This window comes from Mesorhizobium sp. M0074 (assembly GCF_040322975.1).
Taxonomy (GTDB): Bacteria; Pseudomonadota; Alphaproteobacteria; order Rhizobiales; family Rhizobiaceae; genus Mesorhizobium.
Window position 1 is genome coordinate 106,236 of sequence record NZ_JAMYUM010000020.1, and the last position, 23,757, is coordinate 129,992.

General features: G+C 64.2%; 23 protein-coding genes and 2 pseudogenes. 10 read left to right on the forward strand and 15 right to left on the reverse strand.

Features of this window, described 5'->3' with window-relative positions; all coding sequences use genetic code 11:
• Positions 1–55: 55 nt before the first annotated feature.
• Together NKJ73_RS24765 and NKJ73_RS24770 are read right to left on the reverse strand one after the other, a co-directional pair.
• Entirely contained in the window at positions 56–1,486 is a 1,431-nt protein-coding gene (locus NKJ73_RS24765) for an FAD-binding oxidoreductase (RefSeq protein ID WP_352571411.1), read from the reverse strand.
• Between the two features lie 9 nt (positions 1,487–1,495).
• Entirely contained in the window at positions 1,496–2,467 is a 972-nt protein-coding gene (locus NKJ73_RS24770; RefSeq protein WP_352571412.1) for an L-threonylcarbamoyladenylate synthase, read from the reverse strand.
• Positions 2,468–2,626: 159 nt separating this feature from the next.
• On the opposite strand from NKJ73_RS24770, the gene NKJ73_RS24775 reads away from it, so the two are divergent.
• Positions 2,627–3,058, forward strand: a complete 432-nt coding sequence (locus NKJ73_RS24775) for a hypothetical protein (RefSeq protein WP_352571413.1) — start codon at positions 2,627–2,629, stop codon at positions 3,056–3,058.
• Between the two features lie 29 nt (positions 3,059–3,087).
• Here the strand turns inward: NKJ73_RS24775 and NKJ73_RS24780 are convergent, their stop codons facing one another.
• From NKJ73_RS24780 to NKJ73_RS24800, 5 genes and pseudogenes are all read right to left on the reverse strand, one after another.
• Positions 3,088–5,868, reverse strand: coding sequence for a glycine--tRNA ligase subunit beta (locus tag NKJ73_RS24780; protein WP_352571414.1), 2,781 nt, complete (start codon positions 5,866–5,868; stop codon positions 3,088–3,090).
• A gap of 447 nt (positions 5,869–6,315) precedes the next feature.
• Positions 6,316–6,498, reverse strand: a pseudogene (locus NKJ73_RS24785) (glycine--tRNA ligase subunit alpha); the annotation flags it as partial.
• A gap of 147 nt (positions 6,499–6,645) precedes the next feature.
• Positions 6,646–7,359 (reverse strand): annotated as a pseudogene (locus tag NKJ73_RS24790) (glycine--tRNA ligase subunit alpha); the annotation flags it as partial.
• A 327-nt stretch (positions 7,360–7,686) separates the two neighbouring features.
• Positions 7,687–9,462, reverse strand: a complete 1,776-nt coding sequence (locus tag NKJ73_RS24795) for a tetratricopeptide repeat protein (protein ID WP_031211039.1) — start codon at positions 9,460–9,462, stop codon at positions 7,687–7,689.
• A gap of 211 nt (positions 9,463–9,673) precedes the next feature.
• Complete coding sequence (locus NKJ73_RS24800) at positions 9,674–10,279, reverse strand: TetR/AcrR family transcriptional regulator (protein ID WP_352571415.1); 606 nt, start codon at positions 10,277–10,279, stop codon at positions 9,674–9,676.
• 104 nt (positions 10,280–10,383) lie between these two features.
• Here NKJ73_RS24800 and NKJ73_RS24805 point away from each other — a divergent pair, with 104 nt between their 5' ends.
• Complete coding sequence (locus NKJ73_RS24805; RefSeq protein WP_352571416.1) at positions 10,384–11,802, forward strand: MFS transporter; 1,419 nt, start codon at positions 10,384–10,386, stop codon at positions 11,800–11,802.
• 26 nt (positions 11,803–11,828) lie between these two features.
• On the opposite strand, the gene NKJ73_RS24810 is transcribed toward NKJ73_RS24805, so the two are convergent.
• Complete coding sequence (locus tag NKJ73_RS24810) at positions 11,829–12,845, reverse strand: polyprenyl synthetase family protein (protein WP_292663011.1); 1,017 nt, start codon at positions 12,843–12,845, stop codon at positions 11,829–11,831.
• Between the two features lie 426 nt (positions 12,846–13,271).
• Here NKJ73_RS24810 and NKJ73_RS24815 point away from each other — a divergent pair, with 426 nt between their 5' ends.
• The 6 genes from NKJ73_RS24815 (at position 13,272) to moaB (ending at position 16,966) form a co-directional block, all read left to right on the forward strand.
• A complete protein-coding gene (locus tag NKJ73_RS24815; RefSeq protein WP_023674082.1) occupies positions 13,272–13,496 on the forward strand; it encodes a putative signal transducing protein in 225 nt (74 codons plus the stop codon).
• Positions 13,496–14,296, forward strand: coding sequence for a tRNA1(Val) (adenine(37)-N6)-methyltransferase (locus tag NKJ73_RS24820; protein ID WP_352571417.1), 801 nt, complete (start codon positions 13,496–13,498; stop codon positions 14,294–14,296). The genes NKJ73_RS24815 and NKJ73_RS24820 overlap by 1 nt, the downstream gene beginning before the upstream one ends.
• An 87-nt stretch (positions 14,297–14,383) precedes the next feature.
• Positions 14,384–15,241: a S49 family peptidase gene (locus NKJ73_RS24825; protein WP_352456850.1), complete on the forward strand. Its 858-nt coding sequence runs from the start codon at positions 14,384–14,386 to the stop codon at positions 15,239–15,241.
• A gap of 81 nt (positions 15,242–15,322) precedes the next feature.
• Positions 15,323–15,508 (forward strand): membrane protein, encoded by a 186-nt coding sequence (locus NKJ73_RS24830; protein ID WP_023674078.1) that lies wholly within the window; start codon positions 15,323–15,325, stop codon positions 15,506–15,508.
• A 26-nt stretch (positions 15,509–15,534) separates the two neighbouring features.
• Positions 15,535–16,437 carry a 4-(cytidine 5'-diphospho)-2-C-methyl-D-erythritol kinase gene (locus NKJ73_RS24835; protein ID WP_352571430.1) on the forward strand — a complete coding sequence of 301 codons (903 nt, stop codon included), beginning with the start codon at positions 15,535–15,537 and terminating at the stop codon, positions 16,435–16,437.
• On the forward strand, positions 16,424–16,966 hold the full coding sequence (moaB, locus tag NKJ73_RS24840) for a molybdenum cofactor biosynthesis protein B (RefSeq protein ID WP_352540121.1): 543 nt from the start codon (positions 16,424–16,426) through the stop codon (positions 16,964–16,966). Before NKJ73_RS24835 ends, moaB begins: the two co-directional genes overlap by 14 nt.
• A 33-nt stretch (positions 16,967–16,999) precedes the next feature.
• Here moaB and NKJ73_RS24845 read toward each other — a convergent pair whose 3' ends face one another.
• Both NKJ73_RS24845 and NKJ73_RS24850 read right to left on the reverse strand, forming a co-directional pair.
• Positions 17,000–17,974 carry a phytanoyl-CoA dioxygenase family protein gene (locus tag NKJ73_RS24845; protein WP_352571418.1) on the reverse strand — a complete coding sequence of 325 codons (975 nt, stop codon included), beginning with the start codon at positions 17,972–17,974 and terminating at the stop codon, positions 17,000–17,002.
• Between the two features lie 188 nt (positions 17,975–18,162).
• Positions 18,163–18,666, reverse strand: a complete 504-nt coding sequence (locus NKJ73_RS24850; RefSeq protein ID WP_292664385.1) for a glycosyltransferase — start codon at positions 18,664–18,666, stop codon at positions 18,163–18,165.
• 151 nt (positions 18,667–18,817) lie between these two features.
• Here NKJ73_RS24850 and NKJ73_RS24855 point away from each other — a divergent pair, with 151 nt between their 5' ends.
• Entirely contained in the window at positions 18,818–19,972 is a 1,155-nt protein-coding gene (locus NKJ73_RS24855; RefSeq protein ID WP_254818651.1) for a PA0069 family radical SAM protein, read from the forward strand.
• Between the two features lie 167 nt (positions 19,973–20,139).
• Positions 20,140–20,835 (forward strand): ribonuclease HII, encoded by a 696-nt coding sequence (rnhB, locus tag NKJ73_RS24860; RefSeq protein ID WP_352501990.1) that lies wholly within the window; start codon positions 20,140–20,142, stop codon positions 20,833–20,835.
• 248 nt (positions 20,836–21,083) lie between these two features.
• On the opposite strand, the gene NKJ73_RS24865 is transcribed toward rnhB, so the two are convergent.
• From NKJ73_RS24865 to NKJ73_RS24885, 5 genes are all read right to left on the reverse strand, one after another.
• Entirely contained in the window at positions 21,084–21,575 is a 492-nt protein-coding gene (locus NKJ73_RS24865; RefSeq protein WP_352571419.1) for a F0F1 ATP synthase subunit B, read from the reverse strand.
• A gap of 10 nt (positions 21,576–21,585) precedes the next feature.
• Complete coding sequence (locus tag NKJ73_RS24870; RefSeq protein WP_352571420.1) at positions 21,586–22,167, reverse strand: F0F1 ATP synthase subunit B; 582 nt, start codon at positions 22,165–22,167, stop codon at positions 21,586–21,588.
• Between the two features lie 64 nt (positions 22,168–22,231).
• Complete coding sequence (locus NKJ73_RS24875; RefSeq protein ID WP_320232093.1) at positions 22,232–22,456, reverse strand: F0F1 ATP synthase subunit C; 225 nt, start codon at positions 22,454–22,456, stop codon at positions 22,232–22,234.
• Between the two features lie 67 nt (positions 22,457–22,523).
• The gene (locus tag NKJ73_RS24880; RefSeq protein ID WP_352571421.1) at positions 22,524–23,282 is read right to left on the reverse strand and encodes a F0F1 ATP synthase subunit A; all 759 of its coding nucleotides are present in this window, start codon (positions 23,280–23,282) and stop codon (positions 22,524–22,526) included.
• A gap of 69 nt (positions 23,283–23,351) precedes the next feature.
• On the reverse strand, positions 23,352–23,750 hold the full coding sequence (locus NKJ73_RS24885) for an AtpZ/AtpI family protein (RefSeq protein WP_352571422.1): 399 nt from the start codon (positions 23,748–23,750) through the stop codon (positions 23,352–23,354).
• Between the last annotated feature and the right edge of the window lie 7 nt (positions 23,751–23,757).

Genomic DNA, 23,757 nt, shown 5'->3' on the forward strand with positions numbered 1-23,757 from the left:
CTGATCCGGGGCAGATGGTTATCGGAATGCGAACCGGCGCAGGCCGGCGAAAGGATCAGATAACCTTACCCGGATTCATGATGCCGGCCGGGTCGAACGCGGCCTTCACCCTGCGCATCAGCTCGATCGCCATCGGCGGCGCCGTCGCGATCAATTCGTCCCGCTTCAACTGGCCGATGCCGTGCTCGGCTGAGATCGAGCCATGAAACGCGCGCACGACGTCGTGCACGGCCTTGTTCATGACGTGGTAAAGGCCGAGAAACGCCTCGTCATCGCCGTCGACCGGCCGGGAGATGTTATAGTGCAGATTGCCGTCGCCCATGTGGCCGAAGCAGACGACGCGCGCGCCGGGACTGACCGATTGCACGGCGCCGGCGGCCTTTTCAATGAAGGGCGGGATTGACGCCACCGGCACCGAGATGTCGTGCTTGATCGAGGCACCTTCCGGCTTCTGCGCCTCGGGCAGCACCTCGCGGAAATTCCAGAACGCATCGCCCTGGGCAATGCTTGCCGCGATTACCGCATCGCCGACGATCCCTTGCTCGAGGCCTGCCGAAAGCACCTCCTCGATCAGGGCCCTGGCATCGTCGGCCGAACGGCCCGACGATATCTGCATCAGCACATACCACGGCCAATCGCCGGCCAGCGGCCGCACCACGCCTTGTGCGTGGGCAAGCGTGAAGTCGTAGGGCCTCTGGCCGATCAGCTCGAAGGCGGTGAGCGCTGCCCCTGCACGATCCATCGCCAGGCTGAACAGCGACAGTGCCGCCTCCGGCGATGACAGGCCGGCAAACGCCACCTCGCGCCCCTTGGGCTTGGGGAACAGCTTGAGCACGGCGGCGGTGATGATGCCGAGCGTACCCTCGGCGCCGACGAACAGGTTCTTCAGATCGTAGCCGGTATTGTCCTTTTTCAGCTTGCGCAGATCGTCGAACACTTCACCGGTCGGCAGCACCACTTCGACGCCGAGGCAGAGCTCGCGCGCATTGCCGTAGGCAAGCACGCCGGTGCCGCCGGCGTTGGACGAGAGATTGCCGCCGATCTGGCAGGAGCCTTGCGCGGCAAGCGACAGCGGAAACAGCCGGTCGGCGGCATCGGCCGCTTCCTGCAGCGTCTGCAGGATGACGCCGGTTTCGACCGTCACCGTGTTGGACAGTGTATCGATCTCGCGGATGCGGTTCAGCCGCGACAGTGACAGCACGATCTCGCGGCCGGATGCGTCCGGCACCTGGGCGCCGACCAGCCCGGTGTTGCCGCTTTGCGGCACGATGGGCGTGCCGGTTTCGGTCGCCAGCCGCATGATGCTGCTGACCTCCTCGACGTTCCCCGGTCTCAGCACCAAAGCCGTCCTGCCGTGCCAAAGTCCGCGCCGCTCGGTGAGGTAAGGCGCGATGTCCTGCTGGTCGCGCAGCGCATATTTGTCGCCGACGATTGCCGCAAAGCGCGCGACGACGGCGGGGTCGAGATCGGGGGAAATGTCGTTCATGGGTGGAAACTATGGTGCTCGTTCGATCTTGTCACGCGGGGCGGCGGCGCGCGAAAGCCGGTCGTTGATCGCCTCGCCCAGCCCTTCGAACGGGATCGGCTCGACGGCGATGGTTTTGGCGCCACTGCCATCGAGATCCTGCAGATGGGCGAAGAGATTGCTTGCCGCCTCGCGTAGGTCGCCGGTCTCCGACAAGTTGCGCAGGGCGGCTGCATCGCGCCAGCCTTCGGCACGGCGGCGGCCGAAGGCCAGCAAGGCTTCGCCCGGTGCGACCTCCGCAGCATCGAGCCGCACTGCCGCACCTGGCGCATAGTGCGAGGCGAGCATGCCGGGCGCCTCGATGCCCGAAGCGCCGCGCAGCAACTTTGTCCCGGCCACCGCTTCGATCTCTTCGGCGGCAATGCCGCCCGGCCGCAGCAGCCGCAGCTTTCCAGCTTCGACCTTGACGATGGTCGATTCCAGCCCGACCGGCGTCGCGCCGCCGTCGACCACAAGCTTGATCCGGGGACCGAGATCGGCGGCCACGGCTTCGGCCGTCGTGGCGCTGATCCTGCCCGAGGAATTGGCGCTGGGCGCCGCCAGCGCGCGGCCGAACCTGGCGATCAGCTCGCCGCCAAAGCCTTTCGGCATGCGCAGCGCGATCGTTTCCAGGCCGGCGGTGACCAGCGGATGAATGCCGTTGCCGGGCCGTTGCGGCAGCACCAACGTCAGCGGCCCCGGCCAGAATGCCTGCGCCAATCTTTCCGACAGCGGGTCGAACAGCGCGATGCGCTCGGCCATCGCCGGATCGGCTATATGGGCGATCAGCGGGTTGAAGCGAGGTCGGCCCTTGGCTTCGAAGATACGAGCCACGGCAACGCCATTGGTCGCGTCGCCGGCCAGCCCATAAACGGTCTCGGTCGGGATGGCGACGACATCGCCGCTCTCGAGCAGCGCCAACGCCCTTTCCATCGCCTCGCCGACGGCACGAATTTCAGCCACTGTCGTCACCTCACGGATGCGGGTGCCTAATACGCTGACGCCGGGCGAGCAAGCCCAGGCATTGGCGAATCGCAAATCGCTAAAATGCTATGTTTCCCCGCAAGCCGGCATCAACTGCCCTCGGCTAGGGTGCCGTCTTGTTGGGCAAGGGGAATTATCATGCTTTCGATGCGTATCCTTGGAGCGCTTGGTTTGGCGTTTATGGCCGGCACGGCACAGGCCTCGTCGCTGGTTTTTCTCGGGCAAACGACGGCGACGCCTTCGGTTGTAAGTGCCGGCGCGCTCGAACGGGCGAAAACACCGTCGATCGTCGCGCTCGGCGAGAAGTTGCCTGACGTCAATGAAAACGTCGCCGATGAAAAGGTCGCGGCGATCCCGAGCCAGCCGAACCATGGCTTCGACGGAAGCCCGATGATCATCCGCGGCGGTATTGTCGGCGATGCCTTTGCAACGTCCGCGCCCAAAGCCGCGCCGGCCACCGCTGCCGCGCCCGCCGCGGGCGGCAAAGCCGACCCAAAGGTCGCCAGCAAAACCCCTGAGCCGGCAGCGCCGCAGCCTGCGCCGCTAGCAGCTCCCGACCAGCCGAAATAGCGCCACAAGCGATGATTTTTTCGCGAATGTCAGCCGGCTATTTTCGAGAAATCGGCGACCCGGTCAGTCGCTGCGCGGATGCGGGCGAGCAATGCCAGGCGATTGGCGCGCACCGCCTGGTCCTCATCGTTTACCAGGACTTTCTCAAAGAATGAATCAACCGGCTCGCGCAACACGCTAAGCGCCAGCATGGCGGCGGAAAAGTCTTCGTTTTGAATTGCTTCGCCGGCTTGCCTCTCGGCCTGATTGACCGCCGCGAACAAGGTTTTTTCGGCGCCCTCCCGGAACAGAGCCGGCTCAACATAGTCGGCGATCGTCGTTTTCTTCTTCTCTTCGGCAGCCACGATGTTGGCCGCGCGCTTGGTGCCGGCAAGCAGGTTCTTGCCGTCCTCGGTGTCGAGGAAGGAACCGAGCGCCTCGACGCGGCGGACGATTTGCAGAAGGTCGTCGTTGGACGATTGGCCGATCTCCCCCCTAGAGGGGGAGATGCCCGGCAGGGCAGAGGGGGGCGCCGTAGAGCGCACTTCCTCGACAGAAGCTTGAGACGCCGGCGGGACAGCGCCCCCCTCTGTCGCCTTCGGCGACATCTCCCCCTCTAGGGGGGAGATTGGGCGCGAGCCCGCCGCCAGTACGGCGTCGATGAGATCATGCCGCGCGCCCTGGTCGCGGAGATAGACCTTTAGGCGGTCCTGGAAAAAGGAGAGGAGGTCGTTTTGGCCAGCGTCAAAGGTACGCAACCAAACGGCTATCTGCTTACGGAGGAGCGAGTCGACGCTTGCAGCAATTGCGGCAAAACGCACTTCATCAAACTCCAAACCAGTGAATGTTTCAGCATCCGCAAACCGAATAGCCGCCTCGCCCAGTTCCCTATTCCAGCGCTGATCGGCAAAAAGTAGCCACGCCGTTCTCCAGCTTGTTTTAAGACGAATTCTGATCCCGTTCTCGACCAAAATCCTGACCACCCCCAGCGCCGCTCTTCTGAGCGCATAGGGGTCCTTCGATCCGGTCGGCTTTTCATCAATCGCCCAGAAGCCGACCAGCGTATCGAGCTTGTCTGAGAGCGCCACGGCGACCGATACCGGATCGGTCGGCACGCGATCGGACGGGCCCTGCGGCTTGTAGTGCTCCTCGATCGCGGCGGCGACCGAAGGATGCTCGCCCTGCAGCAGCGCATATTTGCGGCCCATGGCGCCTTGCAGTTCCGGGAACTCGCCAACCACTTCGGTGGTGAGGTCGGCCTTGGCGAGGACGGCGGCGCGGCGCGCCAGCGCGGTAATCTCCCCCCTCGAGGGGGAGATGTCGCCGAAGGCGACAGAGGGGGTCGTCTCGCGTGGAGCGCCGACTTCCTCTTTCTTCGAAAGGCCAGATCGCGTCGCGCCAGCCGAAGCGACCCCCTCTGGCCTGCCGGCCATCTCCCCCTCAAGGGGGGAGATTGAACTCGCCACGAGCGGCGCCAATTCCTCAGCCAATCGCTTGATCCGTTCCACCCGCTCGCCTTGCGTGCCGAGCTTGGCGTGGAAGGTGACGCCGAGGTGGTCGAGGCGGGCCATGCGCTGGTCGAGCGGCTTTTTGAGATCGAGCCCGAATTTTTCCGCCGAAGCCTGCAACTGGTCGAGGTCAGGCAGATCGCCCTGATCGGTCTTCCAGAAATAGAGCGCGTCGGACAGGCGGGCACGCACCACCTTGCCATTGCCGTGGGCGATCTCCTTGCCGCCATCCTTGGCCTCGATATTGGCGGTCAGGATGAAACGATTGGAGAGCGGCGATTGGCTGATCTCCCCCCTTGAGGGGGAGATGGCCGGTAGGCCAGAGGGGGTCGGCACGACCTGACGCGACTCCCTATCGCGGACAGGGGATGCCGCCGATCCACGCGAGGCGACCCCCTCTGTCGCCTTCGGCGACATCTCCCCCTCGAGGGGGGAGATTTGGCGCGTCGTCACAAAACACTTCTGGTTGGCGCGGATGGTGAGCCGGATCACCTCGGCCGGAATGGCCAGAAAATCCTGCTCGAATTCGCCCATCAGCACGACGGGCCATTCGACCAGGCCCGACACTTCCTCCAGCAGCCCCTCGTCCTCGACGAGGTCGAGCCCGCTGGCGAAGGCGAGGTTCCTGGCATCGGCAAGAATGATCTCCTTGCGTCTGTCGGCATCGAGCACGACCTTGGCCGCCTCAAGCTTGGCTACATAATCGTCGAAGCGGCGCACCGTGATGGCGCCCGGCGCATGAAAACGGTGACCGTAAGTGACGTTGCCGGAGCGGATGCCGTCGATCTCGAAATCGACGACCACCGGCTCCTCGGTTTCGGGGCCGAAGGTGCACAGGATCGATTGCAGCGGCCGCACCCAGCGCAGCGAGCCGGGCTTGGCCGAAGCCGGCCCCCAGCGCATCGATTTCGGCCAGGGGAAGGTGCGGATGATGCCCGGCACCAGCTCGGCGATGATCTGCTCCGCCGGCCTGCCCGGCCTGGAAATATGGGCGACATAGAAGTCGCCCTTCTTCGGATCGGAATGAACATGCGCCTCGGCAATCGAGGCAAGGCCCGCCTTGCGCAGAAAACCCTGCACCGCCGCCTCGGGCGCCTTGGTCGAGGGCCCCTTGATCTCCTCGCTGATGTCCTTCGAGCGGGCGGTGAGGCCGCGAATGTCGAGCGTCAACCGGCGCGGCGTCCAATATTCGCGCGCCGCCTCATAGGTCAGCCCGGCTTCGACCAGACCGTCGGTCAAAAGCTTCCTGAGATCGCCGGCCGCCTTGCGCTGCATGCGAGCGGGGATTTCCTCGGAACGAAGTTCTAGAAGCAGGTCAGGCATTGAAAGAGCTCACGCGACAAGAAACAGCCGCCGCTTCGCGGCGTCCTCCCCCATCGAGGCGAAGGTAAGCGGGGCATAGCAACTCGGTCGGCTGCTGTCACCCTTCCCAGCAAGATCGGGCCAGCACGATCAAGGCGTCCAACAGCGAATTCCGAAAAAATTCAGCCGCCTGTCGGACACGCGCCGGTCCGCCCGTCCTTGGATCAAAGATTTCCCTGAACCGAACGCAGCGCTGAAGCGACCAACGCTCAGGCAGAGAGCTATTGGCTGAACGAGCATGAAAACGGCATCGACATTCCTGCAGATCCTCGCGCTCAGCGCCTGTTTTACAGCGCAGGTGCATGGCACGTTCTCGATGCCCGGCGTCAGACAAGCGTTGCGGACAATAGCCGGTGCAAGCGGCCAGGGCGCATTGCCAATCAGCGCCCCTGCCGAAACCGCCTGGAGCTAAGCCGCCATTCCGCCCGCCTGCGTCAGCAGAAACGCCTCGCCGCAGGCCTTGGCCAGATTGCGAACGCGCAAGATGTAACTCTGGCGCTCGGTGACCGAAATGACGCCGCGTGCGTCGAGCAGATTGAAGACGTGGCTGGCCTTGATGCACTGGTCGTAGGCCGGGAAGACCATGCGGTGATATCCCTCCCCCTTGAGGGGAGAGTGGCCAGACAAGGTCTGGCCGGGAGGGGTCGCTCGTGCAGTGCTCGACGCCTGACCTGCGGTGCCTTCTGAGGCGCCCCCCTCTGCCCGCTTCGCGGGCGTCTCCCCCTCAAGGGGGGAGATGGGCGCGCCGGCTTCGAGCAGCGCCTTGCACTCGGCTTCGGCGTCTTCGAAATGGCGCAGCAACATCGCGGTGTTGGCAAATTCGAAATTGTGGCGCGAATATTCCTGCTCGGCCTGCAGGAAGACGTCGCCATAGGTCACCTTGTCGGCGCCTTCGCGGCCGTTGAAGTTGAGGTCGTAGACATTGTCGACGCCCTGCACATACATGGCCAGCCGTTCCAGCCCGTAAGTGAGCTCGCCCGCCACCGGTGCGCATTCGATGCCGCAGACCTGCTGGAAATAGGTGAACTGCGACACCTCCATGCCGTCGCACCAGCACTCCCAGCCCAGCCCCCAGGCGCCCAGCGTCGGGCTTTCCCAGTCGTCCTCGACGAAGCGGATGTCATGCAGCAGCGGATCGATTCCGATCGCGGCCAGCGAGCCGAGATAAAGCTCCTGCAGATTGGGCGGATTGGGCTTCAGGATCACCTGGTATTGGTAATAGTGCTGCAGCCGGTTCGGGTTCTCGCCATAGCGGCCGTCCTTGGGGCGGCGCGAGGGCTGGACATAGGCCGCGTTCCAGCGTTTTGGGCCGAGCGCGCGCAATGTCGTTGCCGGATGGAATGTGCCGGCGCCGACTTCCATGTCGTAAGGCTGGAGGACGACGCAGCCATAGTCCGCCCAATAATTATGCAAGGTCAGGATCAGCCCCTGGAACGAGCGGCTGGGGTGCATGTGGGCAGGGATATCAACGGTCACGGCGGCCTCCGGCGGGGATGCGGCACCTCGTAGATGCCCGACCTCCGAGCGTCAAGGCGACAGGTTACCCCTTCGGGCAATCACTTCAGACCAGTTATCGATCTCGGCGCCGCCCCTCATCTGCCTGCCGGCATCTTCTCCCCGTATAGTGACGGGGAGAAGGGGCTGGCCGCGACCTCGGTACTCGTTCTGCAACGCTGGAGATTGGCGAAATCCTTTGCGAAGGCGTCCTTCTCCCCGTCACCATACGGGGAGAAGTGCCCGGCAGGGCGATGAGGGGCGGCGCAAACCTGCAGCGATTGATCACCCCTTCGGCGCGGGCGCCGGCACGGGCTTTACGTTCGGGGTTTCCTGCGCCGTGTTGGATTCGATCGGCGGCAGGCCTTTCATCAGCTTTTGCTGCAAGGCGGCAAGCACGTCCGGGTCCGGCTTCAGGTCGCGGGCCTGGTTCCACTGGAAGGTGGCTTCCAGCTTGCGGCCGACGCGCCAGTAGACGTCGCCGAGGTGATCGTTGAGCACCGGATCCTCCGGCTTCAACGAAACGGCGCGTTCCATTTCGCGCACCGCATCGTCGAACTGGCCAAGGCGGTAATAGGCCCAGCCCAGCGAATCGACGATGTAGCCGTCGCTCGGCCTCAGGTCGACGGCCTTCTGGATCATCGCGAGGCCTTCCTTGAGGTTCATGTTCTTGTCGACCCAGGAATAGCCGAGATAGTTCAGAACCTGCGGCTGGTCGGGGTAGAGCTCCAGCGCCTTGCGGAAATTCGGCTCGGCCTTCGGCCATTCCTTCAGTCGCTCATAGGCGATGCCGCGCTGGTAGAAAATGTTCCAGTTGGCGGCGGTCGGCGTCTTCAGCACCTCGACTGCCTTGTCGTAAAGATTGGCGGCGGAGCGGAAATCCTCCTTCGAGGAATAGACGCCGCCGAGCGCCAGATAGGCGCGCATGTCGTCTGGATGCGCATCGACGATGGCCTTGAGGTGAGCGATCGCCTCGTCGTTGCGGTCGAGATCGGCAAGGTTGAGGCCAAGCTGCAGGTCCGAAAGCTCCTTCAGCGGCGAGCCAGCGGGAATGCGGCGATAGAGCGCGATGGCGCCCTCGCCGTCCTTCAACTGCTCGGCAACGGCGGCAAGCTGAACGAGCGCCGCGTCGTTGTCGGGCCGCAGCGCCAGGGCATATTGCAGATAAAGCCGCACGAATGGCTCGCCGCCGCCGCGGTTGAGCGCGGTGGCGAGATCGAGCAGGATTTCCGAGGCGCCGTCCGACGGACCGGCAACGAAGGGCTCGATCTTTTCGCCCTTGTTGATCTTGTCGCGAAGCGCCGCAATCTCGACCTTGCCGGGCGCAAACGCCTCGGCCTTGTCGAGCACCGACAGCGCCTTGGCCTTGTCGCCTTTGCGGGCGAGGAAAGAGGCGTAGGCCTGCGCGTTGCGCATCCATGTTTCTGGGGCCGCACCGCCTGCCGCCGTGTCCTGCACGGTGGCGGTGTAGAGCGCATCCGCCCTGTCGGGCAGGCCGGAGGCGTCGGCAATCAAGGCACGGTGGAAGGACTTGAACAGGCTGAACCAGTCGGGGCCTTGCAGCTTGTCGATGGAAGCCATGGCCTCGCCGGCGTCACCCGCACCCTGCTTGGCCCAGCCGGTCATGACGCCGGAGATCAGCCGGTCGAGATCGGATTCGAGCGACAGCTTGAGCCAGTATTCGGCCTTGGAGAAATCCTTCTTGTGGAAGGAATCGATGGCCAGCGCCAGGCGCGAGAAGCGCTCGACGTCGGGAACCGCCTTGAGCTTGTCGGCATAGACCAGGGATTCGTCGAAGCGTCCCTGCGCGATCAGCGACAGCATCAGACTCTGCTGCAGTCCCGTATCGTTCGGATCGAACGCAAGCGCCTGCTTGTAATAGGAGATGGCACTGTCGAGGTCGTTGTCGCCGTCGGCGATCCTGGCGGCGAGATAGGCCCCCGAGAAGGATGTGATCCTGACCGGCTCGGCGGTCTGTTTGGCATGCGCCGGCAAAGCCGAGATCGCCATGCCCGTCGCGATTGCCAGCCCCGTCAGCCAGCGCGCATATCCTTGCCGCATCATATCCCTTTCAGCCAAACGCCATCTCCGCGTCAGCGGGATCGCCGTAGACTCGATCTTTACAGGTAAAGCATGGCCTTTTTGGGGTCGTGCTTCAACCCGGCCCGAATTCACAATCGGGTCAAGCAATTAATAAACCATGCCGAAAGAGGTCGCACGACCGCATTGCGACACTCCGGCAATGGGAAACCGGCGTCACGGCCCTGAAAACTCAGGACGCTTGCGAAAGGCTTGCGTCGAGCGCCTGCATGGCGACGGTGACAAGATCGTGCAGCCGCTTTTTCGGCACACCGTCGCGTGCCTGGACCGAAAGGCCGTGCATCAGCGTGGCGTAATAGTCACCCAGCGTCTCGGCATCGGTATCCGGCTTCAATTCGCCATCGCGCACGGCCTTTTTCAATCGCTCGACGATCGATGCGGTACGCGCCAGCCGATGCTCCGCCAGCCATTGCAGCACGGCGTCATTTTCGACGGCGCAATTGGTGGCGGCCGTCACCACCATGCAGCCCTGCGGCCGCCCCGGCCTCGTATAAATTTCTACGGCGTCGCGAAGCATGCGCTCGATGACGCGCCGGACATTTGGTTCTTCCTCTAGCGCGCGCGTGGCAAAGCCGCCCTCATTGGCCTCGTAAAGCGCCACCGCTTCGCGAAACAGATCCTCCTTCGAGCCGAAGGCGGCATAGATGCGCGCCGATGCGAGACCAAGCGCCGATACGAGATCGGCCATCGAGGTGCCCTCGTAGCCGCGCCTCCAGAAAGCGTCCCGGGCTTTCTCCAGCGCCTGGTCGCGGTCGAACTCCCTTGGCCTTCCCGCCATTGCGACCTCCAATTTTTGTCGATCAACAAATAATCCGCTTGACTTCGGATTGCAAATCTCAATTCTTTGTCGATCATTAAATAATTGTCGACAAGGAGTCCGGCATGAGTTCACTCGATCAAGGCGCGCCGCTCGGGGCGATAACGCAGGGAGCAAGCAGGGCGAAACATGGCGCAACGCTGGCGTTGCTCGCCTTCGCGCAGCTCATCATCTCGCTCGACCTCAACATCGTCTTCGTGGCGCTGCCGGAGATCGGCGCTGGCCTCGGATTTTCAGGCCAGACCCTGCAGTGGGTGGTCAGCGCCTACACCGTGTTCACCGGCGGCTTCCTGCTGTTCGGCGGCCGGGCCGCCGACCTGATCGGCCAGCGCCGCGTCTTCATCTTCGCGCTCTGGCTCTACGCACTTTCGTCCCTCGTCGGTGGCCTGGCCTGGTCGCCGGAAATCATCATCGCGGCACGCGCCGTGCAAGGCATCGGCGCCGCGTTCCTGTTTCCGGCGACGCTGTCGCTGATCAACCGCCTGTTCGCCGAAGGGCCGGAACGCAACCGGGCGCTCGCCGTCTGGGGCGGCGCGGGCGCCAGCGGCCTGACGCTCGGTTCGCTTGCCGGCGGGTTTCTGACCAGCGCCTTCGGCTGGCCGTCGGTCTTCTACGTCAACGTGCTGCTGGCCGGGATCGCCATCATCGCGGCTTTCGCCATCATCCCGCGCGATCGCAAGCGGCACGAGCACCGCAGCTTCGATCTGCCCGGCGCACTGACCGTCACCGCCGGCGCGACGCTGCTTGTCTTCACCCTGGTTCAGGGACCTGAATATGGCTGGGGCTCTGGCGCAATCATCGCCAGCGCGGCACTGGCGGCATTCTTCCTGATCGCCTTCACCGTGATCGAGGCCAACAGCGCCGATCCGCTGATGCCGCTGCGCCTGTTCCACAATCGCAGCCTCGTCGCCGGCATGACGATAACCTTCCTCTACATGGGCACTTTCGGCGCGCTGCCCTACTTCCTCACCGTGCTGCTGCAGAACGTGCACGGCTTCACTGCCTTGCAGACGGGCCTCGCCTTTCTCGTGCCGTCGGTCGCCATCGCCACCGGCACGCAAGCCGGCGAGCGTCTGGCGACGCGCTTTTCGACGCGCAGCACCCTGGTCGGCGCGGTCGGCACAGCATTGATGGTATCAGGCGCGACCGCAGAGAGCAGCTATCTGGCCCTCGTACCTGGCCTGATCGTCTCCGGCGTCGGACAAGGCATCGTCTGGACCGCAATGTGGATTGCCGCCGCTTCCGGCGTTGCCCATGACCAGCAAGGCGTCGCCTCGGGGATGGCTTCGACGACGCTCAATGTCGGCAACGCCATCGGCGTGGCCGTGCTGATTGCGATTGCGAACAGCCAAATCGGCGAATTGTCCGGCGATGCGTTGAAAATTGCCGTCGCCGACGGCATCCAGGTTGCCTTCTGGCTCGCGGCGGCGGGCATCGTCGTCAGTCTGCTGGCAGCAATGGTGCTTCCGGCAAAGGCGCGATGAGAACAAGCGCGGGGCGCCGATGCCTCTCAATTCACCCGGCTGATGCAGAAATCGATGACGTCGATCAGCGCCGATTTCTGCGGCGTCGCCTCGAGCGGCGCCAGCGCGTCGCGGGCGATCTCGCCGAAATGGCGGGCGCGCCCGATGGTGTCGGCAATCGCGCCGTGGCGGAGCATCAGGCCGATGGCCTTCTCCAGCCCGGCATCGTCGGCGGCATTGTCCTCGATGGCGCGTTTCCAGAAGCTGCGCTCGGCCTTGGTGCCGCGCCGATAGGCGAGGATCACCGGCAGCGTGACCTTGCCCTCGCGGAAATCGTCGCCGACATTCTTGCCGAGGTCCTTGCTGGTGCCGCCGTAATCCAGCGCGTCATCGATCAGCTGGAAGGCAAGGCCGAGATTCATGCCGTAGGAGCGGAGTGCTGCGCGATCATTGCGCGTCGCCTGAGCGATGACGGGGCCGACCTCGGCGGCGGCCGAAAACAGCGCCGCGGTCTTGGCCTTGATCACCGCGAAATGCTCATCCTCGGTGGTCTCGAGGTTTTTTGCGGCAGCGAGCTGCATCACCTCGCCTTCGGCGATGACCGAGGCCGCGCTCGACAGGATATCGAGCGCTTCAAGCGAGCCGACATCGACCATCATGCGAAAGGCTTGGCCGAGCAGGAAATCACCGACCAGAACACTGGCCTGGTTGCCCCAGATCATACGCGCCGTCTTCTTGCCGCGCCGCATGCCGCTTTCGTCGACGACGTCGTCGTGGAGAAGTGTCGCGGTATGCATGAATTCGACCGATGTGGCGAGCTTGACATGGCCGTCGCCGGAATAGCCGAACATCTGGGCCGCGGCGAGCGTCAGCATCGGCCGCAGCCGTTTGCCGCCCGACGAGATCAGATGGTTGGCTATCTCCGGAATCATCTCGACATCGGAGCCGGCCTTCGACAGGATCAATTTGTTGACGCGCCCCATGTCGGCCGCGGTCAGGTCGATGAGGTCCTTTATCGAGGCGGCTTCGCGCTTCCCGTTTTCAATGTTGAGAACGACACCCACGGCAAAACTCCCAACCTCGATATGCACGACGGCAACATGGTCCCTGGACAGACTCTAGGGTGTCACCCACCGGCGCGGCAAGAGGCGAATTGGCGCGCCGGCTCTGGTACATGATCACGCCTACGTTTACATCAACGCCGCAAACTGCGAGTTTAGGGCCATGATCTATCGATATGATCGAAATGGTGTGAGGCCATCTGTCCGGATACGCGGAGCGAAGGCGCAGGAAGCCATTCGGCTTTCAAGTCCTTCGCGACAAAGTAGCCGGGCAGATGGACCACATCCTCCGGACGCCGAAACGGCTGCAAGCTGCGTCGTCGAACCGCTCGGCCGGGGGAAAGACCCCGACCTTCGCGCTTCTCCTCGCATCTTCTTGCCGTTTCAGGCGCCATTTCGACCATATCGATAGATCATGGCCCTAATCCGATGATAGAGCTCATCCGCACCAACGACGCCGTCATCATTTCGTTTGTCGAATCGCTGATGCGCGATGCCGGCATCGGCTGTTTCGTCGCCGACCAGAATATGAGCGTCCTCGACGGCTCGATCGGCATCCTGCCCCGCCGTGTCATGGTGGACGCCGACAAGGCCGATGCGGCGCGGCGCATCCTGACGGATGCCGGCATCGCCAACGAGATCCGCCAAAAATAATGTCCGCGTCGCCCGCTGCCCTTGTCCCGGACATGCCGGCTCATACGGTCGACGCCTTTCATCGCGGTCGCTTCTGGCTGGTGCAGCCGAGAAAGGCGGGCCACCGCGCCGGCATGGATGCGATGATGCTGGCGGCTGCCGTGCCGTCCTCGTTCGCCGGGCGGCTTGCTGATTTTGGCGCGGGTGCCGGTGCCGCCGGCCTGGCGGTCCTGTCGCGCTGCCCCGGTGCCGCGGCCGTGCTCGTCGAGCGTTCCCCGGAAATGGCGGCCTTCGCCACCACCACGCTTGCCCATCCCGGCAATGCGCATCTCAGCGACCGCGCCTCGGTGCTTGTCGCCGATGTCGCGCTGTCGGGCCGGGCGCGAGCGGCCGCCGGCCTCGAGGACAACAGCTTCGATTTCGTCGTCATGAACCCGCCGTTCAATGCCGCCGAGGATCGCGCGACGCCCGATCCGCTGAGAAAGGCCGCGCATGTCTCGGAGGATGGATTGTTCGACAGCTGGGTCCGCAGCGCGGCCGCGGTGGTCAGGCCGGGCGGCGGGCTGGCCGTCATCGCCAGGCCGGAACAGCTCGGCGCCATCCTCGATGCCATTGCCGGCCGCTTCGGCGACGCCGAGATGCTGGCCGTCCACCCTCGCCCCGAGGCGGCAGCGATCCGCATCGTCGTCCGGGCAATTCTCGGCGCACGCGGCAAACTGTCGATCCGGCCGCCGCTGATGCTGCATGCCTATTCAGGCAATGGCCCCTCGGAACGGGCGGAGCTGATCAATAACGGGCTGGCGTCGCTGTTCGGAGACTGATCCATTTTGATTGCCGGGGTGACGGCATTGCCGTTGGCCGGCGAATTCCTACATGCCTCAAGCATATCGACCGGAGACAGCCCCCTCGTGAAACGCCTTTTCAACCGCCTGCTGCCGAAGTCCTGGCGCTCCACCGTCGTCACCATTCCGGTCATCCGGCTGCACGGCACGATCATGCCCGGCGGCGGCCAGTTCCGGCCGAGCTTGTCGCTCGCTTCCACCGCCGGCCTTCTCGAAAAGCTGTTTTCCTTCGACGCGCCGGCGGTCGCCATCTCGATCAATTCGCCAGGTGGCTCGCCGGTGCAGTCGCGGCTGATCTTCAGGCGCATCCGCGACCTGGCGAGCGAGAAGAACAAGAAAGTCCTGGTTTTCGTCGAGGACGTGGCGGCATCGGGTGGCTACATGATCGCGGTCGCCGGCGACGAGATCTTTGCCGACCCGTCCTCCATCGTCGGCTCGATCGGCGTGGTGTCGGCCTCGTTCGGCTTTCCGGAGCTGTTGAAGAAGATCGGTGTCGAGCGCCGCGTCCACACCGCCGGCCAGAACAAGGCGGTGCTCGACCCGTTCAAGCCGGAAAAGAAGGAAGACGTCGAGCGCCTGAAGGCGCTGCAGCTCGAGGTCCACGAGACCTTCATCGACCTCGTCAAGGACAGGCGCGGCAGCAAGCTCAAGGACGATCCCGACCTGTTCACTGGCCTGTTCTGGACGGCCAAAAAAGGGCTAGAGCTCGGGCTGGTCGATGCGCTCGGCGACATGCGCAGCGTGCTGAAGAGCCGTTTCGGGCCGAAAACCCAGCTCAAGCTGATCACCGCGCCGCGCGGCCTGTTCGGCCGCTTCGGCCTGTTCGGCTCGAGCTTTTCGGCGCCCGATATCGCCGCCGCCGCGGCAAGCGGCGTCATCGATGCGGCGGAAGAGCGCGCGCTGTGGGCGCGCTTCGGGCTTTGAAAAGCTGGTGAAAGCGTCTAGCATAAATCATCAACCGACCCGACCGGCCGCCTTGCCGGCCTTGCGAGGGAGGAGTTTGACATGCCGCAGATCATTTTCTTCGCCGTCGTCGGCATTGCCGCCTATTTCGGCTACCGCTCCTTCGTCAGGGAAGCCGAGCGTGTGACCGCCAAGGTGCGGCGTACCGAAAAGCAGGCCGCCAACGGTACAATGGGAACATTGGTCAAGGACCCGAAGACCGGCGAATACCGTCTGGCCAAGGATTGACCGTCGTCCCCCTCGCGGCCGAGCCAGTGAACGCCGAGGCCAGCATCCGGGCGTCGCATGCGCACGCCAAGATAAATCTCGCGCTGCACGTCACCGGCCAGCGCGCCGACGGTTATCACACGATCGAAAGCCTGGCTGTGTTCACGCGCTTCGGCGATCGCATCGAGACGGAACTTGCCGACAGCGATGGGTTTTCCGTGTCTGGCAAATACGCCTCCGCGGTGCCGGTCGACGACAATAATCTGGTGGTGAGAGCGCGCGATGCACTGCGGCGCGAGGCCGGTCCCCAGCACGCACCGGCTGTCGCCATCAGGCTCGAAAAGAACCTGCCGGTCGCGTCCGGTGTCGGCGGCGGGTCGAGCGATGCGGCGGCTGTGCTGCGCGCCCTGGTCCAGACCTGGGGACTTGATGTCGGCGATGCCGAACTGGCGCGGATCGGCCTGTCGCTCGGCGCCGACGTGCCGATGTGCCTCGCTGCCAAGCCGCTGATAGCCCGCGGCGTCGGCGACGAGCTGACGCTCGTGCCGGGTTTCCCGGCGCTGGGTCTGGTGCTCGTCAATCCCGGCACTGCCGTCTCGACGGCCGACGTGTTCGAGGCGCTTGGCCGCCGCGACAATGCGGGGCTGCCGCCGCTGCCGCACAGCCTCGACTTCCACAGCATCCGCAACTGGCTGGAGATCACCCGCAACGATCTCGAGCCTGCGGCGCGTGCAATCCAGCCCGCCATCGGCAAGGCGCTTTCCGTGCTGAACAAGGCCGGAGCCGGTTTTGCCAGGATGTCCGGCTCCGGCGCCACCTGCTTCGGGCTGTTCGAGACCGGCAATGTGGCCAAGCGCGCGGCCGTCGATATCCGCGGCCGCCATCCCGACTGGTTTGTCGCCGCGACGCGAAGCGTGACATCGGAGGTTGATGCCCATGGCCAGGATTGACGAGAGCCGCCCCTTCGTTCCCGTGCACATCGCAGTACTGACCGTTTCCGATACGCGCAGCCTCGCCGACGACAAATCCGGGCAGACGCTGGCCGACCGCATTGCCGAGGCCGGCCATGTCCTGGCCGCCCGCGACATCGTCACCGACGACCGCGACAAGATCCGCGACAAGGTCCTGGGTTGGTCAAGGGACGAAGCGATCGATGTCGTCATCACCACCGGCGGCACCGGCTTCACCGGCCGCGACGTGACGCCGGAAGCGCTGGAGCCGATCTTCGAAAAGCGCATGGACGGCTTTTCCGAAGTGTTCCACCGCATCTCCTACGACAAGATCGGCACTTCGACGATCCAGAGCCGAGCAACCGGCGGCGTCGTCAACGCCACCTTCGTTTTCGTGCTGCCGGGCTCGCCCGGCGCCTGCAAGGACGCCTGGGACGGCATCTTGAAGCCGCAGCTCGACTATCGGCACATGCCCTGCAACTTCGTCGAGATCATGCCGCGGCTGGACGAGCATTTGCGGCGCGGCTGAGACGAACCGAGGTATCAGCCAAGCGACCTCGGTTTAGCGAATGACCGGCTCGCCGTGAAAACGCCGGCGCGACGGCGGCGACACGCCGAAGCCAACCTCCATCATCAGCCGCGGCGTGCGCGTCGGCACGGTGCCCATATGGAAGCCGAACGGATCCTCGACAAAGCCGAGGCCGGCCGGCCCGGTCAGCGTGACCGGGCTCTGCTCGCCGTAGACGCCCAGCACCTCTTCCGCCGAATGGCCGACCAGCAGCGTCAGCTGATGCTTCAGGATGCGGCGGTTATGGGAGCCGCGGACATAGACATGCGGCCCAGTGTCGGCGTCGACCGGCACCAGGTAGAAAAAGAACTTCAGCATGCGCCAGTCGTCGAGGTCGAAATGGTATTTGCCGAGCGAGGCCATGTTCTTGTCGGCGTCCGAGACGCCACCGGTCGGAAAGCTCCACCAGACACGGGTGGTGATCAGCTTGGCCTGACTGCCGAGATAGTGCGCCGCGATGTCGAGAAGCAGCGGATCGCGCTGCACGGCGACCGCCGCGCTGCAGTCGAGGACCCGCTCGAAATAATGGCCGCTGAGCAGCGGACGGCCGAAATGCTTTTCGGCATCGGCGTGTTTTTCGGGCAGGAATTCCAGCCGGCGGTCGAAATTGCCGAAGCATGGCGTGCGCTCGGCGAAGCGGGCGATCTCCTCATGGATGGCGGCCGGCAGCATCAGGCCCGAATAGAGCCCCTCCGTCCGCAGCGCGCCGACGACGGCATCGCGGTCGACGCCGGCGAACATCGTTTCACCGACGTTGCGCGCCGGCCGAACAGGCTTTGCACCGCGCCAGTGCAGCCGCCGCGCCGGCATGGTGCGGGCCAGCATGAACATCGGCAGCCATGCCGGATTCTCGCGAAGGTCGGAAAGATAGGTCGGGATGCGGGCGGCGATGCGGCGCAGCGTGCCGCCGTTGCGCGCGATCGCCTCGAGGCTTGCAGCGCCGGACTTGTCAGGGCTTGAAAGGGTCATCGGGGTCCTCAAAATGTCGAGGGAACAGCATCGACGTTAGTCGTCGCCGCTCCGGCACACCCCAAACCCTATTCGCCCATATCGCTGGGAATGGTAACCCCCGGCCAGATTTTGTGCAATGCACAATAAACCACGACCCGCCAGAAAATTTGTTTGGGCGGGGTTCCCTGAACCGGCACGGTAAGCCGTCACTTCCGCGGCGCGACCCAGATCTCGGCGTGGAGCCTCCTGGTCGCCAGGCCGCGGGCGATCGCTTCGGCGCTGCGGGCATTCTTCGACAGCGCGGCGGCCTGACGCTTGCTGATCACCAGGCCTTCGGCGAGAGCGCGATTTCCGGCAAAGACGCGCGACAGGAACGGCGCGCGGCTGCCGCGTGCCCGCGAGAACCGCGCCGCCATGGTTTGCCTGGCGGTATGGGCGACGACCTCGTCGATCCAGCCCTCTCCCAGCCGCGCGCCCGGTTCCAGCAAAAGCAGCCAGTCGCCCTTGGCCTGCCTGATGCCGGCGGCGATGCCGCCGCTGACATAGTGGCACCCGGCATGTTCGGCGACGCGGTGCGTCTGATCGGTCGAGCCGGTATCGCAGACGAGAACGTCGCGCACCACGCCTTCGACCGCGCCGCCGATCAGCGAGGCGAGCGTGCGGGCAAGGCCCTCCTCGTCATTCAGGGTTTCGATCAGGACGCTGAGCATGTTTAGCCGAATAGCGGAAAGCGGTGGGCAGCGCCAGTTTTTGCGGCGCGCCGCGAGAAAGTTCTTGCTTTGTTCTCGTCAATGCGATAGGAATACATTCATGAGCAGAGCGATTCGACAGCGGGCGGACAGTCCCTGGGAAAGGGCCAAAATGGAACAGATCGTGCGTGCCGATATTGCAGCCTTCGGCGCTGGCAGGGCCGAGATGGCGAATGCGATGATCGAGCAGAGCGGCATGCGCGTCCGTCCCGACCGCAATCGCGGCAGGTCGGCGGGCATCAATCCGTCCGGCCGTTTCGAGCCGGTCAGCCGGCATGTGTTCGATGACGGCTGGAATTCGCTGGAGGAGCTGCCGCCCTTCAAGACCGAGGTACAGGTCGAGAAGCCGCGCACCATCATCACCCGCAACGAATCGCCCGATATCTCCTTCGACCGCTCGATCAATCCCTATCGCGGCTGCGAACATGGCTGCGTCTATTGTTTCGCGCGGCCGACGCACAGCTTCATGGGGCTGTCGCCGGGGCTGGATTTCGAATCGAAGCTGTTTGCCAAGCCGGATGCGGCCCGGCTGCTCGACAAGGAATTGTCCAGGGACAATTACCAGCCGCGCACCATCGCCATCGGCACCAACACCGATCCCTATCAGCCGATCGAGAAGCAATACCGGATCATGCGCGAGATCCTCGAAGTGCTGGAGGCGCGCGGGCACCCGGTCGGCATCGTCACCAAATCGGCGCTGGTGACGCGTGACATCGACATTCTGTCGCGCATGGCCGAACGCGGGCTGGCCAAGGTGGCATTGTCGGTGACGACGCTCGACCGCATGCTGGCGCGCACCATGGAGCCACGCGCGTCGACGCCGACCAAGCGGCTGGAGGCGATCAGGCAGCTTTCGGACGCCGGCATTCCGGCCTCGGTCATGGTCGCGCCGATCATCCCCGGACTGACCGACCCGGAGATGGAACGCATCCTCGATTCGGCGCAGGCAGCGGGGGCACGCGAGGCCGGCTATGTGCTGCTGCGCCTGCCGCTGGAGGTCGCGCCAATCTTCAAGGACTGGCTGCTGCGCCACTATCCCGACCGCTATCGCCACGTCATGTCGCTGATCCGTTCGATGCGCGACGGCAAGGACTACGATTCGGAATGGGGCAAGCGCATGAAAGGCTCCGGTCCCTATGCCTGGCAGATCGGCCGGCGTTTCGAGATCGCTGCCAAACGGCTCGGCCTCAATGCCGAGCGGCGCTCGCTCAGGACCGACCAGTTCGTCCCCGCCGCCAAGGCGACCGAGCAGCTGATGCTGCTGTGACAAAGCGTCTCGCGCCAGCCGCTTGAAGCGGCCGCAGCAGGCGAAAAATCCCGTCCGGCCTGTCCTGTCCCCGGGCTTGCAGACGGTAGCCCCCTCCTGGTCCGGTGCCCCGCCCGACCCAGAGGGGACTTGCGGAGAATCGGAGCCGATGCGAACCTCGCCGCACCATGGCTCGCCCGCGTTCCGATTCTCCGCTTCTCTTCGAAATCGTCGAGAAACCCGACTTCTCGTTCGAGACGAGGGCGATGGCCGAAGGCCTTTGGCCGGTGGCGGGGATGGACGAGGCCGGCCGCGGCCCGCTCGCCGGGCCGGTGGTGGCGGCAGCGGTGGTGCTCGATCCCGCCAACATCCCCGATGGCCTCGACGATTCCAAGCGGCTGACGCATTTGCAGCGTGAGGCGCTGTTCCTGAAAATCCTCGGCTCCGCGCTCGCCGTATCGATGGCGTCGGTCAGCGCCGAAGGCATCGATGCCAGCAACATCCTCAAGGCCAGCCTGGAGGCGATGCGCCGTGCCGTGGCCGGCCTGTCAATCCGGCCGAAGCTGGCGCTGGCCGACGGCCGCGACGTGCCGCCCGGCCTGCCCTGCGAGGGCAAAGCACTGATCAAGGGCGACCAGCGCTCGCAGTCGATCGCCGCAGCCTCGATCGTCGCGAAGGTGATGCGCGACCGCATGATGTGCGGCTGCGGCAGCCATCATGCGCGTTACGGCTTCGAACTGCATATGGGCTACGCCACTGTGCGCCATCGCACGGCGATCGATCTGCACGGGCCGGTGGCGCGGCTGCACCGCGCCTCCTTCGCGCCGTTCCGGTTCGGCGGCACCGAGGTGCTGGAGGAAGAGGGTTTTTCGGGTTTGGATTGAGCGATTCGGCTAGGTGTGATCTCCCCCCTCGAGGGGGAGATGTCGCCAAAGGCGACAGAGGGGGTCGGTACGTCCTGGCGCGACGCCATGCGGGACGAAAGAGAAGGCTGGCGCTTCACGCGCGGCGACCCCCTCTGGCCTGCCGGCCATCTCCCCCTCAAGGGGGGAGATTACGCGCTCAGCCGCTTTCGCTAACAAAAAAGCCGCCAGGTTTCCCGGGCGGCTTCGTGACTTGTTGATGCAGCCGTTCAGTTCAGCTTCGACTTCAAATCCTGCAGCGAGGCATTGAACAGGTCGGCGCCGGCCTTGGCGTCGATCTTGCCGGCCAGCAGCGCGCGCGCGGCCTCTACCGCGATATCGACGGCGCTGGCGCACACTTCGCCGATTGCCTCACGCTCGGCCTGGCCGATCTTCTGCTCGGCCAAGGCGGTGCGCCGGGCGACATAGTCCTCGGTCTTCTTGTGCGCCTCGGCGGCAAGCATGTCGGCTTCGCGCTTGGCGGCGGCAACGATGGCCGCGGCCTCCTGCTCGGCTTCCTTGCGCTTGCGCTGGTATTGGCCAAGCAGCTGCTGGGCTTCTTCGCGCAACCGGCGCGCCTCCTCGAGCTCGGAGCTGATCTTGTCGGCACGCGCATCGAGCGCCTTGGCGATCATGCCCGGCACCTTGATGTAGATGGCAATGCCGAGGAAGATTAAGAGGGCAACCGTTGCCCACAGCGTCGCGAGAGATGTGGCGTCCATGATGCGCTCCTCACCCGGCCACGGATTTGACCGCGGCCGCGATTTCGGCCTTGCTGGCCTTGCCGCCGACAAGCGCCTCGACGATGGCCGAAGCGGTGTCCTCGGCGATCGTGCCGACTTCCTTCATGGCATTGGCCTTGATGGACGATATGCGCGCCTCGGCCTCGCCAAGCTTCTGGTCAAGCGCTGCCTCGATCGTCTTGCGGGCAGCTTCGGCTTCCGCCTTGGCCGCATCGTTGGCCTGCTGGCCGATCGCATTGGCCTTGCCCTTGGCTTCCGCCAATTCCTGCTCATAGGCGGCAACGGCGGCATCGGCCTCGCTTTTCAGCCGGGCAGCATGGTCGAGATCCTGGGTAATGCGGTCGTTGCGCACGTCGATGATGCCGCCAACGCGCGGCATCACCACCCGTTTCAAGAAGAGATAAAACAGCCCGAAGGTGATTGCCAGCCACAGCAGCTGTGACGGGAACGTCGCCGGATCGAATGGCGGAAACGTGCCGTGCGCCTCGGCGGGCACGCCGGTGCCGGAATGCGTGTCGCCTTCCGTCACCGCGGGCGCAGTCTCTTGCGCAAAGGCAGATGTCACGAACATCGCATTCCCCTGTCCATACAATCAGGCCGCACCTTGCGGCCCCCCTCTTTGTCGACCTGTGCTCTTACTTGAACACCAGCAGGAAGGCGATGAGAAGGGAGAAGATGCCCAGCGCTTCGGTCACGGCGAAGCCGAAGATCAGGCGGCCGAACTGGCCATCGGCGGCCGACGGATTGCGCAGCGCGCCCGCCAGATAGCTGCCGAAGATGTTGCCGAGGCCGATGCCGGCGCCACCCATGCCGAGGCAAGCGATCCCCGCGCCGATTGCAGCTGCTGCATTTACTTCCATGTTAAACTCCTTGTGGTTCCATTGTCGTTGCAGTTTGTAATGACGGTAAATCCGCCGGTGAAATTCCCTAGTGACTGGGATGCAAAGCGTCGTTGAGATACATGCAGGTCAGAACCGCAAAGACGTAGGCTTGCAGGAAAGACACCAGAACTTCCAAGGCCGTCAGCGCTACCGCCATAGCCAATGGCAGGATCGAACCCGCCACGCCAGCCGCGCCAAGCGCGCTCAGCGAAACGACGAAGCCGGAAAAGACCTTGAGGGTAATGTGGCCAGCCAGCATGTTCGCGAACAAACGGACAGAAAGGCTGATTGGTCGCGACAGAAACGAGATGATCTCGATCGGTACGACGAGGAACATCATCACTAAAGGCACGCCCTGCGGTACGAACAGCTTCAGGAAGCCGAAGCCGTGCTTCATGAAGCCGTAGACGATGACGGTTCCGATCACCAGCGCAGCCAGGCCGAAGGTGATGATGATGTGGCTGGTGACGGTGAAGAAATAAGGAAAAAGCCCGAGCAAATTGGCGACGAGCACGAACATGAACAGCGAAAACACCAAGGGGAAGAACTTCATGCCTTGGGTTCCGGCTGAATCGCGCAGCATGTTGCCGACGAATTCATATGCCATTTCGGAAACTGACTGTAGGCGGCCGGGAATGAGGCTGCGGCTCGATGTGCTGAGGTAGAGAAACGCCGCCGCGACAGCCACCGTCGCGACCATGAACAGCGCCGAATTGGTGAAGGACAGGTCATAGCCGCCGATGTGAATCGGAACAAGCGGATGGATCTGGAACTGGTGGATTGGATCGACCTTGTCAGCAGCCACTTTAAATCCCCATCAAAGTCGCACGCGACTCTACTATCCGTTCATTGCGCCGGTGAGTGGCGCGTTAATTCATTCTTTCGGATCGCGCTGTTTATCGCTTTGTCCGAATTCTGCCATAAGCCCGGCTGAGCGCATGACATTGAGCACGCCGGCGCCAAAACCCAGCAGCAAAAAAACGATCAGACCCCATGGCGTTGTCCCCGCCAGACGGTCGATGATCCAGCCGATGCCGGCACCAACCACTACCCCGGCGATGAACTCGCTGGACAGCTTGAGCGCCTGGCCGTACCCGGCCGCACTGCCCGCTTTCGCGTCGTCTTTCCCCTCGAGCCGGTCCGGCCGCCTTGTCGCAAGCGATGCTTCAAGGTCGCGCCGGCGGCGCTCAAGATCCTCGTCGCGGATGTCGGCTTCATGCTGCTTGCCGCGGCCGCTTTTTCCGGTTCCGTCTGGCCCATTCTTGTCGGCCACGCAACCC